At 31.3% G+C, this 14674-nt stretch carries 14 protein-coding genes; 7 read left to right on the top strand and 7 right to left on the bottom strand.

Going from position 1 to position 14674, the window contains the following annotated elements:
• The first annotated feature begins 41 nt into the window (after window positions 1-41).
• From DG435_RS03500 to DG435_RS03490, 3 genes are all read left to right on the top strand, one after another.
• Window positions 42-320 carry a putative quinol monooxygenase gene (locus DG435_RS03500; RefSeq protein ID WP_106794988.1) on the top strand — a complete coding sequence of 93 codons (279 nt, stop codon included), beginning with the start codon at window positions 42-44 and terminating at the stop codon, window positions 318-320.
• The gene (locus DG435_RS03495; protein WP_369871624.1) at window positions 321-668 is read left to right on the top strand and encodes a DUF6597 domain-containing transcriptional factor; all 348 of its coding nucleotides are present in this window, start codon (window positions 321-323) and stop codon (window positions 666-668) included.
• 130 nt (window positions 669-798) lie between these two features.
• A complete protein-coding gene (locus tag DG435_RS03490; RefSeq protein ID WP_159025788.1) occupies window positions 799-1143 on the top strand; it encodes an AraC family transcriptional regulator in 345 nt (114 codons plus the stop codon).
• Here DG435_RS03490 and DG435_RS03485 read toward each other — a convergent pair.
• Entirely contained in the window at window positions 1140-2111 is a 972-nt protein-coding gene (locus DG435_RS03485) for a hypothetical protein (protein WP_106794985.1), read from the bottom strand. The genes DG435_RS03490 and DG435_RS03485 overlap by 4 nt on opposite strands.
• Before the next feature lie 54 nt (window positions 2112-2165).
• The gene (locus DG435_RS03480) at window positions 2166-3524 is read right to left on the bottom strand and encodes an MBOAT family protein (protein ID WP_369871623.1); all 1359 of its coding nucleotides are present in this window, start codon (window positions 3522-3524) and stop codon (window positions 2166-2168) included.
• 775 nt (window positions 3525-4299) lie between these two features.
• On the opposite strand from DG435_RS03480, the gene DG435_RS03475 reads away from it, so the two are divergent.
• From DG435_RS03475 to DG435_RS03460, 4 genes are all read left to right on the top strand, one after another.
• Window positions 4300-5433 carry a DegT/DnrJ/EryC1/StrS aminotransferase family protein gene (locus DG435_RS03475; protein WP_106793714.1) on the top strand — a complete coding sequence of 378 codons (1134 nt, stop codon included), beginning with the start codon at window positions 4300-4302 and terminating at the stop codon, window positions 5431-5433.
• Entirely contained in the window at window positions 5430-7358 is a 1929-nt protein-coding gene (locus DG435_RS03470) for a nucleoside-diphosphate sugar epimerase/dehydratase (protein WP_106793715.1), read from the top strand. The genes DG435_RS03475 and DG435_RS03470 overlap by 4 nt, the downstream gene beginning before the upstream one ends.
• Before the next feature lie 332 nt (window positions 7359-7690).
• On the top strand, window positions 7691-8377 hold the full coding sequence (locus tag DG435_RS03465) for a polysaccharide biosynthesis/export family protein (protein ID WP_234387141.1): 687 nt from the start codon (window positions 7691-7693) through the stop codon (window positions 8375-8377).
• Window positions 8378-8384: 7 nt separating this feature from the next.
• Window positions 8385-10745, top strand: a complete 2361-nt coding sequence (locus tag DG435_RS03460) for a tyrosine-protein kinase family protein (RefSeq protein ID WP_106793717.1) — start codon at window positions 8385-8387, stop codon at window positions 10743-10745.
• On the opposite strand, the gene DG435_RS03455 is transcribed toward DG435_RS03460, so the two are convergent.
• The 5 genes from DG435_RS03455 to DG435_RS03435 form a co-directional block, all read right to left on the bottom strand.
• On the bottom strand, window positions 10742-11479 hold the full coding sequence (locus DG435_RS03455; RefSeq protein ID WP_106793718.1) for a tyrosine-protein phosphatase: 738 nt from the start codon (window positions 11477-11479) through the stop codon (window positions 10742-10744). The two genes, DG435_RS03460 and DG435_RS03455, sit on opposite strands and share 4 nt — an antisense overlap.
• A 169-nt stretch (window positions 11480-11648) precedes the next feature.
• Window positions 11649-12383 carry a head GIN domain-containing protein gene (locus DG435_RS03450; protein ID WP_106793719.1) on the bottom strand — a complete coding sequence of 245 codons (735 nt, stop codon included), beginning with the start codon at window positions 12381-12383 and terminating at the stop codon, window positions 11649-11651.
• 28 nt (window positions 12384-12411) lie between these two features.
• Window positions 12412-13503 carry a hypothetical protein gene (locus DG435_RS03445; RefSeq protein ID WP_106793720.1) on the bottom strand — a complete coding sequence of 364 codons (1092 nt, stop codon included), beginning with the start codon at window positions 13501-13503 and terminating at the stop codon, window positions 12412-12414.
• Window positions 13484-14044, bottom strand: a complete 561-nt coding sequence (locus DG435_RS03440; protein WP_106793721.1) for a hypothetical protein — start codon at window positions 14042-14044, stop codon at window positions 13484-13486. The genes DG435_RS03445 and DG435_RS03440 overlap by 20 nt, the downstream gene beginning before the upstream one ends.
• On the bottom strand, window positions 14041-14589 hold the full coding sequence (locus tag DG435_RS03435; protein ID WP_074406498.1) for an RNA polymerase sigma factor: 549 nt from the start codon (window positions 14587-14589) through the stop codon (window positions 14041-14043). Before DG435_RS03435 ends, DG435_RS03440 begins: the two co-directional genes overlap by 4 nt.
• Between the last annotated feature and the right edge of the window lie 85 nt (window positions 14590-14674).

Genomic DNA, 14674 nt, shown 5'->3' with positions numbered 1-14674 from the left:
TTTTACAATCCAGGCATGTTAAGTCGGTATATATTTGTGATATGAAAAAAACAATTATAGCACGATTAAGTGTACAGAAAGAAAGTGTTGAACAATTTTTGATTTATGCAAAAAAAATGGTTCAGGAAAGTAATTTAGAAGAAGGTTGTATGACCTATCGTTTGTATCAAGAAATAGGCGTGGCTACAGAGTTCGTTTTTTATGAAGAATATACGAATATGGATGCAGTTGATGTGCATAATTCTTCTACTCATTTTAATGAGTTTATTTCACTTGTGTCTTCACAACTTACATCAGAGCCAGTAATAGAAGTCTTCTAATTGTTAATCAATAAAACGTCATATAGACCCAATAAAAGTTTGACAAAATATGTCGACCGAATTTATGTGTTAAAGCATTCTGGAGAATTTAAATTACCTGCGATTTTACCCGGTGCTGGGTTAGAATTGTTGTTTCATACTCATGAACCATTTCTAATGAACAATCATAAATGTGATAATGCACATATTATTTGTCCTAGAAATTCAATATTACATATAGATGAGTCCAGTGAAGTTTCTTTTATATCAGTTCGATTTAAAAGTGGAGCTTTTCGTCACTTTTCTCCAATTCCATATCTGGAGTTAAATAATCAGTTTGCTTCTGTCGAGGATATTTGGGGAGCTTAGTGGTAAGGATTTTTTGGAGAAGTTAGATGAGTGCCGTACTATTAACGATAAAATTAAATGTATAGAATCCTTTTTGCTAGAGTGTTTGTGTGATTTCCATGATAAACAAAATGATAAATGGGATACTATCATGTATTCTTTGTATAAGCAGTATAATTTAATTTCTTTAAAAGAATTAGCTGCGTATACCAATTTGGGTTATCGCCAGTTTGAAAGAAATTTTAAATCCCAATTTGGGATTACACCAAAAAAAATCCAACGAATCATACGGTTTGAAGCAACCGTAAAAAAAATACTATTAAACAGAAATCCTGGGTATTTATCTACTGCATTAGACCATGGTTATTATGATCAAAGCCATTTTATTAATGAATTTCAATTTTTTGCCGGAGAAAAACCTACAGATTATTTTATAACAAAGAATTATGATCATCATTTTTATGATAAATCAATAAAAGCATCAGAAAAATATTAATTTTTTATGAAATTAATATCTCTTAAGTATTGAGTGATATTCTTTGCTATGACATCTCTACCGTGATTGTTCCAGTGCCTGTCATAGATTAAAGTAGTAGAACGATCAGAAGCTTCAAAAGAAGTAGAGAAATCAATATAATTATATTGATTTTCTTCTAAATATGATAAAAATAAAGGACTTGTTATTCTGGAATCTAAAAGAAGTGTAAATCGTTTTTTATCATATCCATATTTGGAAACCAAGCTTTTAAAATTTGCCAGATACTTTCTTTCATTTTCATTTTTGATTTTTAAAATTTCAGCATCATCTTTAGGAACCGTCTTTTTTTTAGGTTTAAGAGTATTAATCAATCGATACATTAGTTCCTGAGGAGGATCCAAAATCCCAATACTTTTGCAGTATACTATTAGTTTACTTTTTTTAAGCATTCTGTTTACAGGTGATTCTAAAGCCAATCGACTATTAACGACCTGGTACTCTGCACGAGTTAAATCGTTAGAGAATTTTATACCTAAAATAATGTGGTCAATGAGATCGAATTGAGATGCATACGAATGCACCAGGTGCAGTTGATCTGCAAAGTCATACCCGGCATATCCATATTCATACACTTCGATCTCTGGGAGAGCATTCTCAATCTTTTTACCAATAGAGTTGTAGTAATTTTGGTGAAATCCCTCTATAAATGAATCTCCAACCAGTGCTATTTCTATTTTATCTTTTGTTGGAGTAAATTCTCTATAGGAGTTATATCCTGTCGTATTAATATGATATTCTGAGAAATTTTGTCTTCTGTTTCCGGTAACCGAAAAACCATTTTGATTAGGCTTCCATTTTTCGACTTTGTGTTCATCGAGAAATCGAGTAGGAGTATCTTTTCCTAAATGAAAAACACGCACCAATCCTTCTAATACAATTAGTATTAGAAAAACATATAAGATGCTTTTGATTATAAGTTTTTTCATGTGACTTTAAAGTTATGCCGTAATGCTATTTTTGATGTCATTATCTATTTTTATTTAGAACTGGAAATAAATAAATGATCTGTCTATATTGTCATCAAAGAATAGTAACATTCCTAAAATTACTAAAGTATATGCGACAAATCTCACAATTCTTGACTTAAATTTAAATGGTGAGCGCTCATCTCTCCTGATTCTAAATTCATATAGAATAAAAAGACCTAACAAGATAAAATAATCTATCATACGATACCCTAATGGATGTTGATAGGTTTCATATGAAAAGTTAGAATACATCTGTTCTAAAAAACCAAAAGCATCAGTAATTGACTCAGATCTAAAGAATACTCTAGAGAATGTAACTAATGAAAAAGTGAGTAAAATTTGTAAGATTTCTGTTAAAGAGGGGAACCAACGATTTTCTGCCACAACTGTATTCATGTAAATGCGATTTCTCCCCATTAAAAAAACAGGAATGTATAAAGCTGCATGAATTGCTCCCCATACGATAAAAGTCCAGTTTGCACCATGCCAAAAACCACTCACCAAGAAAATAATAATAATATTTCTCACCGATTTAAGTTTACTCACTCTGCTTCCGCCAAGAGGAATGTATACATAGTGCCTAAACCAGGTGGATAAAGAAACGTGCCATCGCTGCCAGTATTCTGCAACATTTCTAGAAAATGTAGGAAATTTAAAGTTAGACATTAATTCTATTCCAAATAGTTTGGCTGTTCCTATAGCGATATCAGAATACCCGCTAAAATCTCCATAAACCTGAAAACTAAAAAGAGATACACCAAGGATTAAAGTAGAAGCAGAATAATCACTATAATTAAGAAAGATATCATCTACAATAGGAGCAATAGAATCTGCAATAACCACTTTTTTAAATAATCCCCAAAGTATAAGTCTTAGACCTTCAGTACATTGTGCGTAATTAAAAATTCTTTTAGTAGTGATTTGTGATAAGAGATTAGAAGCCCTTTCTATAGGGCCGGCAACCAATTGAGGGAAAAAACTAACAAATGTGGCAAATGCAATAAAATTCTTGGTAGGTGTTAATCTTTTATAATAGATATCTAATGAATACGACATTGTTTGAAACGTATAAAAAGATATCCCTACAGGTAAAATAATCTGTAATGTCCATGTGCTTTTAAGTTCGTACCCGAAAACAGAAAGAAAATCTACCCAGGATCCTATAAAGAAATTGTAATATTTAAAGAAACCTAAAAGACCGATGTTGAAAATAACACTTACCCATAGCCAAGCTTTTCTTTTTACAGTAGAATCATTTGCATAAATAGTTTGACCAATAAAAAAGTCAACAAGGGTACTTGCAAGAATAAGAAATAGAAATCTCCAATCCCATAATCCATAAAAGATATAACTGGCAAGAAGTATAAACAAATTCTGGATTTGAATTTTTTTATAGAAAATAAACCAGTAGAGAACAAAAACGACTGGCAGAAATATGAAAAAATCTAAAGAATTAAATAACATCTATACTTTATATAATTATAAAATTCGGGGAGGGATTATGCAAATAAATTTTATGAAAAAATCTCATTGCTTTTGAAGGGTATAAATTTTGTGTATTTAATTCTATAAATCAAATATTTATTAGTTTATTTTTTTTGTTTCATGTAGAATAATAGGTTTTTCGATGAAAAACAGATGATGAGTAGGGGAGAATACCCCTATTCATAAATAGGTGTTACACCCATAAAATTAATTAATTATTAAGCTATACTTGTACTACCCAAAATAGTTTACGAAAAAGTAATATGAAAAATGAATTTTGACGATGTGTTATGTTTAATTTTGTGATAAAATAGGATTTTGAATGGAAATTCGTTTTTTATTACAAGTAATTTTAGAGTATGTCTATCATACTTTTCTTACGGGATTTCCGTATTATGAGACAATATTTAGGCAAACGTGAGTCATTGAACGTTTTTTTTAAGTATTCTGTCTAAAAAATTAGATTTTGAATTGTTAATTGATTTAACTAGACTATTTTAGCCTTGGAAAACAAATGTAAAGTAAGTTCAAAAAAGGAAGTTCTACCCCCCTTCTTCCAGCGTTTTTTAGATTGTCATCAAAAAGATTTGACTAGTGATTATATGCGTTATATAATTATTAAGTCAATAGGAAATTATTGTTCATTATTAATGGGAAAATTATGAATATAATTGATTCAAAAAAAATATGGCTTTCTTCACCGCATATGGGTGGATCAGAGCAAAAATTTGTAAAAGAAGCATTCGACACAAACTGGGTAGCACCTTTGGGTCCAAACGTTAATGGATTTGAAAGTGATATTGAAAGTTATCTTGGAGAAGATGTTTATGCCGCAGCATTAAGCTCTGGTACAGCTGCATTACACCTTGGGTTAAAACTACTTGGTGTTACAGTAGGTGATGAGGTGTTATGCCAAAGTATGACATTTGCTGCTTCTGCAAATCCAATAGTATATCTTGGAGCTAAACCCGTATTCGTAGATAGCGAGAGAAGCACCTGGAATCTATGTCCAGACCAATTAGAGATAGCAATAAAAGATAGAATTGCAAAAGGTAAAAAGCCCAAAGCAATTATTGCCGTTCATTTATATGGAATGCCATATAATGTAGAGGCTATTCATAACATTGCCTCAGAATACAGAATCCCGATATTAGAAGATAGTGCAGAAGCCTTAGGAAGTTCTTATCAAGGAATTAACTGTGGGACTTTTGGAGATATTGCTATCCTTTCTTTTAATGGGAATAAGATTATTACTACCTCTGGAGGTGGATCACTTGTTTCTAAAAAACAAGAACATAAAGATAAAGCCATTTTTTTGGCAACTCAAGCCAGAGACAATGCACCTCATTATGAACATTCTGAAATAGGATATAATTACAGAATGAGCAATATTACTGCGGGCATAGGAAGAGGACAGATGGAAGTTTTAGATGCCCATGTTGATAATAGACGTAGTAATTTTGAATTTTACAAAAAGAATCTTGAAGATTCCTCTGAAATAAAATTTTTGGAAGAACCTTCTGGATATCATTCTAATAGATGGTTAACCTGTGTAGAAACCAGCTCTTATAAGTTAAGAGAAGGAATACGGTTATCACTAGCAGAAGAAAATATAGAATCAAGACCGTTATGGAAGCCCATGCATCAACAAGCTGTATTTGCAGATTGTGATGCTTACCTCAATGGAATTTCTGATGACCTATTTGATCGAGGCCTTTGCTTACCCAGCGGGTCTAATCTTGAAGAAGATGATTTATATAGAATTGTATCAGTAATTAAAAATGTATTGAGATGATAAAGAACTACCTTATAAATAACTCGCATAAACACGCATCTAAATGGCTAGTTTTATCTATTGATGTGTTAATTACGATCTTTAATTTCTTTTTGGCGTACGTAATTAGATTTGGAATCACATTAAATTTTGATACCACTAATTTAATATACCAATTACCAATTATAGCAGGTTTATCTACCTTAAGCTTCTTAATGATAGGATCCTATAAAGGAGTGGTTAGACATACAGGAATGAGAGATGCTTATAACCTGTTTGTTGCCGTAACTATCTTAATTAGTTTAATGGGATTTTTTATGGCATCCAGTAGATTAGCACTATTGCCAGAATTGTTGAATATTCCTGTATCTATAATTTGTGTGCACTATTTATTAAATATTATAACACTTACTACGAGTCGTTTGGTATTTAAATATTGCTACTACTATGTGAAGTCAAAAATAGGAGAAACTTCTAGAATATTGATTTATGGAGCAGGAGATTCTGGATTAATAACCCTTGCAGCTGTTACTAATGATTCTAATAGATCATTATCTGTAGTTGGTTTTGTTGATGATAATTCTCAAAAAATTGGTAAGACAATTAATGGGATTAAGGTATATCCTTCGGGAATGATCGATCAAAGTTTTATTACAAAGAATAATATTAAAGAGATCGTTGTATCTATTCCACATATAAGTAAAAAAAGACTCTCAGAAATTTCTGATAATTTACTTAAACTGCAAGTTACAGTTAAAATAATACCAGCAGTAAATGATTGGATTGATGGTAAATTAAAGGTTTCTCAGATTAAAGAAATTCAAATAGAAGACTTGTTAGAAAGAGCTCCTATTAGTATGGATAATCAAAATATTACGCAAGAGCTTAATGATAAGGTGATTTTGATAACGGGAGCCGCCGGATCAATAGGAAGCGAAATAGTAAGACAAGCTTCATATTATAACTATAGACATCTTGTTTTGGTTGATCAGGCAGAATCTCCTTTATATGATTTACAACAAGAGTTGTTAAGTAAAGGAGTGACTAATTTTACACCTATTGTTGCTGATATAAGAGATCATCAGAGAGTAGAAACTATATTCGAAAAATATAGACCTAATATGGTTTTTCATGCTGCAGCATATAAGCATGTTCCTCTTATGGAAAATAATCCTTGCGAAGCAATTAAAATTAATGTGCTTGGAACCAGAAAGCTAGCAGATTTGTCATCTGAGTTTGGTGTAGATAAGTTTGTTTTTGTATCTACAGATAAAGCAGTTAATCCTACAAACGTAATGGGAGCAACTAAGAGAGTTGCCGAAATGTATATAAAATGTATTAACAGTACGAGTAAAACTAAATTTATTACCACTAGATTCGGAAATGTACTGGGATCGAATGGATCTGTTATTCCATTATTTAAAAAACAAATCCAAAAAGGAGGACCATTAACAGTTACTCATAAAGATGTGACTCGTTTCTTTATGACCATACCAGAAGCTTCTCAATTAGTCATAGAAGCCGGAACAATGGGTAACGGAGGTGAAATATTTATTTTTGACATGGGAGAATCTGTAAAGATTTTTGGCTTGGCAAAGAAAATGATACGATTATCGGGTCTTAGGTATCCAGAAGATATAGATATAAAAATAACTGGACTTAGACCAGGAGAGAAATTATATGAAGAACTTTTGGCTGATACAGAAAATACATTACCAACATATCATAAGAAAATAATGATAAGTAGATTTGATGATGATGATTGTATGTTGATAAAAGATAAAATTGATGACCTTTGTATTATGAATTTATTGAGTCAGGATCATCAAATTGTAGGGAAATTAAAAGAGATTGTTCCAGAATTTATTTCTAACAATTCTACTTTTGAGAGTATCGATAAAATTAACAAAAAAAGTATTCGAGGTAAGCAAAAAGTTCTTGCATAGTACTTGATACAACAATATAGAGGTATTATAATAGTAAGGGAAAAAATACCTTCAAAACATTTTTAGTAAGAAGAGATTGGCTTGTCTAGGGGAATAGACTTGCCTATATGTTTTATGGTGTTCTTTTAAGATACATAAAAGGAAAATAGTATAGATAAAGCAAAATCTCATTGCTAAATTAAATAAAGTTATATTTTTGTAACTTATTAAAAGGCTTACTTATAAAGTATTAAAATATGCGATGTAGATTTTTGTTATTATTTACGGTATTAATATCAGTTTTTTCCTGTAAAGTACCCGAGAATGTGGTTTATTTTCAAAATTCTGCAAATTTGGAGAAGATTTCTTCAACAAATTCTTTTACTTCTGTTTTTAAAGTTGATGATATCGTTGGGATAATGGTTTCAGCAGCAGATATGGATGCGGTAAGACCATTTAATTTAATGCAAGGCTCTTCTTCATTAGGAGAAAGTAGTGGAGGAGATACCAGTTCTGCAGGGACAGGAGAACCTACTTACTTGATAAATGAAGAGGGAAATATTGATTTTCCTGTTTTAGGGGAGCTAAAGATTGCTGGCTTAACTCGAATTGAAGCTAAAAAAGTGATTAAAGAAAAACTAAAAATATATATTAATGATCCTATAGTAAGTGTAAGGTTAAAAAACTTTAAAATTACTGTTATGGGAGAAGTTTCAAAACCAGGGTCTTATACAATTCCTAATGAAAGAGTTACTATAATAGAAGCTCTTGGTTTGGCAGGAGATATGACGATTAAAGGAAGAAGAGAAAATGTAATAATCATTAGAGAAAATGAAGGAGTAAATACATATCATCGTGTTGACCTTACTTCTAAATCAATTTTTGAATCTCCTGTATACTATTTAGCACAAAACGATGTTCTTTATGTTGAGCCAAATGACTCAAGAATAAAAGAATCCAAAACACGTAACAACACCCTTGGTATAATTATCAGTATAGTTGGTGTTGTCTTATCTGTAGTTACTCTGGTCATAAGATAATAAACATATGATTTCTAATACCGATAATACTCCTACAAAGAGCACTAATTTTGATTCGTCTTCTGGATTTAGTTTTAATCTTAGGGATCAGATTATAAAATACCTTAGACATTGGTATTGGTTTGTACTAAGTGTTTTTGTTTTTGTTGCTTTAGCGTATGTTAAAGTAAGATATACAATCCCTCAGTACAATGTTTCTTCTACCATCGCGATTTCTCAGGATGAAAGTATGAGTGAATCTGAGTTGTCGGCATTTAAAGATCTTGGGATATTAGATGATGGACAGAATAAAATTGAGAATGAGATTCAGATTATTAAATCAAGAACATTATTAACTAATGTCGTTAATAATCTAAAACTCAATGTTCGATATTTTAGTGAAGGAAGAATTTTGGAAGTAGAGAACTATCCAAAATCACTTATTGAAATCAATTTTTTATCAGATGATTCTATAGTACATAAAAAATCAAAGGTCTTTCATGTACGAATTGATTCTGGTACCACGTTTTCTTTTTTAGATGAAAAAGATCAAAAACTAAGCGATCACTCCTTTGGAAAAACAATTAGTACTAGTGTTGGAGATATTATTATCACACCAAGTGTGGATACTATGGATGCTAATAGTGGTAAGATCATAAAAATTATAATAACACCAGTAAAATTTGTTGCAGAATCGTATAGAAACAGGTTGTCTATTATACCAGGTAAAGGCTCATCAATTGTTAGGTTATCTTTAAATGACCCGGTAAAGGAAAAAGCAAAAGATATTATTAACGACCTTGTAGAAGAATACAACAAGGCAACCATAGAAAATAAAAAACTGGCTTCTGCAAGGACCGCAGATTTTATAAATGATCGTTTAGAGCTTATTTCAGGAGATTTGACTCAAGTAGACGATCAAGCGGCAACTTATCAATCTAGTAGAGGATTGACTAGTAGTGATGTGGCAGTTCAAGCCCAGCAATTCTCTGATTTAGACACAAAAAACTCTCAAGAAATAGCACGATTAAATACACAGCTTTATTTTATAGAATCGATGCGAAAGTTTGTACTTAGCCAAGAGGGTAAGTTTGATCTTGTGCCACAATCTAATTCTGGATTTAGTGATCCAACAGTTGCTACAACAATATCAAGATATAATGGGTTAATTCTTCAGAGACAGCGCTTATTAAAAACTTCGAGTATAAGGAATCCTGTTGTTGTAAATATAGATCAACAAATTGGTGGATTAAGACAAGTTTTGATAGGAAGTTTAAATAGCTTGAAAAACTCACTTAATGGTCAATTACGAAGCTTAAATACTCAAAATCAATATTTTGGAGGTCAGATATATAGTGCGCCTACACGCCAGAAAGATATTAGAGCTATTGAGCGGGAGCAGACTATAAAAGAACAATTGTATCTTTACCTACTTCAAAAAAGAGAAGAAGCAGAGATAAAAAGCCATATTACTCTTTCTAATGCCAGAGTAATAGATAAAGCGTCTACATTGGGGTCATATCCAGTATCTCCAAATAAGAAAACAATATATGCAGGAGCTTTCTTTCTTGGTTTGATATTACCTTTTCTTATTATTTATACTTCAGATTTATTGAATGTAAAAGTAAGTTCAAGAGAAGATCTTGAAAAAGTACTTTCTATGCCAATTATTGGATCTATACCAAAGGTGAAATCTAAAAATAAAATCATGATTTCGCAAAATGATAGATCAGGAATAGCAGAAGCATTTAGGATCTTAAGAACTAATTTAGACTTCCTAATGGCAGGGATTAATAAAGCTAAAGGGAAAGTTATTTTTGTTACGTCTACTATTTCTGGAGAAGGAAAGACTTTAATCTCTTCAAATTTGACTAAAACTTTAGCTATTTCAGGAAAGAAAGTCGCTTTTTTAGGTACAGATTTAAGAGACCCTAAATTTCATAAGTTTTTTGAGTTGCCTAATGGGAAAGATTCTAAAGGACTTACTAATTTTATAATGAATGATGAGTTAACTCCAGAAGATATTATATATACATATAAGAAAGAAGATTCATTTGATATTATACCATCTGGAGCAATACCACCCAACCCAGCAGAGCTTCTAATGCAGGAAAGAGTGAATGTAATGTTTAAGTACCTAGAAGAGCATTATGACTATATTATTGTGGATACTGCTCCTGTTAGCCTTGTAACCGATACTCTTTTAATAGCGAAGCATGCTGATTTAAGTATTTATATCGTAAGAGAAAATTATTCTGATAAAAGAGTATTACAGGTTCCAGAAAATTTCTATAGAGAAAAACGTTTGCCAAATATTGCAGTTTTACTTAATGCTGCTGGTAATAAAACTGGTTATAACTATGGATACGGTTATGGTAAAAAGAATTAAGAAAACTCGATATTGTTTTTCATTAACGAAGTAATCTTTTTAGCGACTTTATAATCAAATCCTTTTTCAAGAACTTCTAATTGATGATAGTTATGTACATCTGTACCGGTGAAGTCGATATACTCTTGATCTATCAGTTTTTTGGCAAAGGATTTTATTTGTTCACCATAATATCCTGATATTGATAATAGGTTAACCTGAAATAGAAAACCGGATTCTTTTAGTTCATCATATTTTTTTAGATCATCTTGATAAAAAGAATACCGTTCCGGATGTGCCAAAATAGGGATGTATCCGGCTAATTTAATTTCGAATAGGATTTCGCTTAGGTTAATAGGAGGGGCAAAAGTAGACATTTCGACCAGGATATAATTTTTGTGTAATGGTAAAATGTCATTGTTTTTTATACGTTCATAAAACAAATCGTCCATCATATATTCTGCACTTGCCTGTAGTTCTATTTTTGTTATCCCAAGAGGAGGAAGAACATTTTTAAGTTTTTCTAAATTACTAGTTATAGCCTGCGAAGAATTTGGCCATATATCTTGCATTATATGAGGAGTAGTAATTGCTTTTTTAAAACCAAAATTTTCAAATTGTTCCAGAATATAGCCTGATTGATAAATTGTCTTAACACCATCATCAATACCCGGAAGCAAATGTGAATGAATATCAATGTAGCCATCGGGTACAATTTCTTTAAAAGGAATATCTTTTTTTGATAAGAACCGCAATTTGATTTTTGTTTTGGGGTGAACGTAAAATAAAATACACCTATCATAATAACATTATTAATGCTTTATAACAAGTAAAATGTAAAAATAGAGATTTATTATACATAAAAAAACTGTTTAAGAAGCTCTATTCTTAAACAGTTTACTTTATTTGATAGTTATCTTAATGCTATCTTTTTGTAATATCTCCTGATCCAGATACTTTTTTATCTTCTTTTTGCGGATCTCCTTTATAGAATATATCACCAGATCCAGATACACGAGCCTTTAAATAGGTAGTAGCTCTTACTTCGATATCGCCAGATCCAGATACAGTAGCTGTTACATTCTTTGCATTTAACTCATATGCAGAAAGATCACCAGATCCAGATACATTTCCATTAAAAGTGCCTGTACTTCCTTTTAAAGCCAGATCACCAGACCCAGATACTTGCCCCCATATGTTTTCTGCATCTACAACAAGTTTAACATCACCAGACCCAGATACTCCAGTTTTAAAATCAGAGGCCTTAATTGGGTCAGAGCTATATACATCCCCTGACCCTGAGAGTGTAACTTGAGTTAGATCTTTAAAAGGAACTGTAATAATTAGTTTTTTTCCTATAGAAGGTTTTAGGTAATATCCTTTTTTTACATAAACTTTTAGAGCATCTCCTTCGACCTTAGTTTCTATATAATCAATAAGGTTGCTTTCTCCCTTGATTGTGATTTTTCCTTCTGTACCCGATATTAAGGATACATCAAGGCTTCCTTTTACTTTTACCTGATCATAATCTGATGTAGTTCTATTTTTGGTAACAGAATTACCATTACCGCTAATTTTTTTTCCATTTCCCCACCATTGTGCTTGCAAAGAAGTTATACTACATAATGTAAGTCCTATAATAAATGCTGCTGTTCTCATTTTATTGATGTATTAGTGTTTTGTTTGTTTAGTTTTTTCTTAATTTGATTCCACCATAGCTAGAGGTAATATTAATTGCTTTCCCACTATTAGCTTGGCCACTATATCCTTGATAATCTTTTTTAGAATCCTTAACGTATTTCTTTTGTACGTTTATACTTTCATCTAGTTTAATACCACCATACGATGTCTTGATTGCAAAATCAAAAGTACATCCATCTTCGTACCCAATATTAACGCTGGTATAATCTGTTTTAATTGTTACATTTTTGAAAGTTGGTTGTAATGAACGCACTTCGATAGATCCATAATCAGAATTAATACTTAGTTCTTCAGAAATACTTCCGAATTTTGTGTTAACATAATCTGAAAACCCTATTATTTTACCTCCATTTTCTATTCGAATTCCACCATAATCACAGTTGTAGTTCAGGTTTTTTATAGATTTAAACTTTGATTGTGTATAATCTGCATTAAGATCAATACTATCACCATTGCCAACTTCAAAATCAGAATAGTCTGCATTGATTTTTCCATTTTTCATATAAGAGATAGTACTGTTGTTAGTATAATCTATGTTGATATAATTGTTATCACCTAGTAACTCTCCAATAATAATTTGACCGTAATCACAGTTTATTTTAGCGCTACCTTTTATTTTATCCAGAGTAATGCTTCCGTAATCATTATTAAAATCTACACTATTGGTTATAGGAACTTTTACAGTATAATTGATTTTCATATTCATATTGTTATTCCATCCGCTAGTCCATTTATCCCACCAGGAACTATTATTTTTATTAAAAGTAGTTTTGGCGCTAACCATTTGAGAAGAAGAATCAAACTCAACATCAATAGATTCAAGTTTTTTGATCACTTTTTCTTCACTATTTCCACTTACTTTGATAGTGATTTCCATGACGATTCGATTTTCGTTCCAGGAAGTAATGTCCAGGTTACCATAATCGTTACTGATTTTTAATAAGGCATCTGCGTTAACCGAGAAGTCCTTTTTTAGTGTTTTTTCTTTAGTATATTTTCCTTTCAGATCTCCATTATTGGCCAATGCCAGGGCAGGAATCATCAATAAGAGGATTATATTATAGTATAAAGTTTTCATTTTCTGATAATTTAAATTCGTTAATGCTGTTAATTTTTTGAAGTACCTCGTCTAATAAATTTGCACGTTTCTGAAAGTTCTTAATCATAGCGCTAATTACACGTTTATCGTTTCCACTATGAAAAAGATCTTTTTTAAGTGTTTCATAATCAGATTCCAGTTTTTCTAATTGATTCATTGCATCCAAAACCAATTCTTTGGTTTCTATAGAAGAAACTTTATCGATTTCTTCGAGTTGCAATTGAATAGCAGAGGTAAAAAAGCTTTGAGTTTCTTTCATTTGAGGAGAAACATTTGCCAGATCTACTTCTTCTTTTGGATTAAACATAAAAGTCATTGCTGCCATCCCAAATACTATAGCAATCGAAGCGGCTATTGCAAGCGGTTTATACCAATTTACCTTTTTAGGTTGCAGCTGTACAACTTTGTTTTGTTGCTGCAACTTTTCTAAAAACCGTACTTGGTGATTAGCAGAAGGTTCGTGTATGTCTAATTGATTTTGCATACGTTTAAATAACTTTTCTATTTTATCGGTATTCATACAAATTGTAATTTTTTTCGTAAGCTTTCTTTTGCGCGCGAAATAAGCGTACGACAATTAGAATATGATATATTCATAATCTGACAGATTTCTTCATAATCGTAACCTTCTATAAGGTGTAATGATAATGCTGTACTATAGCTGTCTTTAAGTTGAGTTAGTGTATTTAGTACTGTATTTACTTTTACAGAAGCAAGATCTTCTTCTACAATTCCGTTGCTATCTGTAAGAGCATACTCAACAGTTTCTAGGGCTACCTCACGATGAACATCTTTTTTACGTGTTGCGGTTAAACTGGCATTAATAACAATCCTTTTTAACCAGGCCCCAAACATATTATTATCTTCTAGCATTGATAGTTTTGTAAAAGCTGTTAAAAAGGCTTCTTGCATAATATCTTCAGCTTCTGCTGTGTCCTTTATGATTCTCAATGCTGTATTGTACATTGCCTTATAATAACGATTGTATGTTTCGAGCTGCGCATTTTGATCTTGCTCGCGACATTTCGCAATTAATTGCTCTGTATTTAGTTGGGTTAGTGACAAAAAATATAATTTACTTTAACATAAAGATATATATTGCATTGCTTTGTTACAGTTTTTTAATTTTTTTTTTAAAACTTGTGGCATA

Origin of the sequence: Aquimarina sp. Aq78, from assembly GCF_900299525.1 — a bacterium.
GTDB lineage: Bacteria > Bacteroidota > Bacteroidia > Flavobacteriales > Flavobacteriaceae > Aquimarina.
The sequence above is the reverse complement of the archived record's forward strand: the minus strand, read 5'-3'. Positions and strand labels throughout refer to the sequence as shown.

Coding starts and splice junctions, on each gene's coding strand:
- DG435_RS03500 (WP_106794988.1), top strand. CDS start 42: ATGAAAAAAACAATTATAGCACGATTAAGTGTACAGAAAGAAAGTGTT.
- DG435_RS03490 (WP_159025788.1), top strand. CDS start 799: ATGTATTCTTTGTATAAGCAGTATAATTTAATTTCTTTAAAAGAATTA.
- DG435_RS03485 (WP_106794985.1), bottom strand. CDS start 2,111: ATGAAAAAACTTATAATCAAAAGCATCTTATATGTTTTTCTAATACTA.
- DG435_RS03475 (WP_106793714.1), top strand. CDS start 4,300: ATGAATATAATTGATTCAAAAAAAATATGGCTTTCTTCACCGCATATG.
- DG435_RS03470 (WP_106793715.1), top strand. CDS start 5,430: ATGATAAAGAACTACCTTATAAATAACTCGCATAAACACGCATCTAAA.
- DG435_RS03460 (WP_106793717.1), top strand. CDS start 8,385: ATGATTTCTAATACCGATAATACTCCTACAAAGAGCACTAATTTTGAT.
- DG435_RS03450 (WP_106793719.1), bottom strand. CDS start 12,383: ATGAGAACAGCAGCATTTATTATAGGACTTACATTATGTAGTATAACT.
- DG435_RS03445 (WP_106793720.1), bottom strand. CDS start 13,503: ATGAAAACTTTATACTATAATATAATCCTCTTATTGATGATTCCTGCC.
- DG435_RS03440 (WP_106793721.1), bottom strand. CDS start 14,044: ATGAATACCGATAAAATAGAAAAGTTATTTAAACGTATGCAAAATCAA.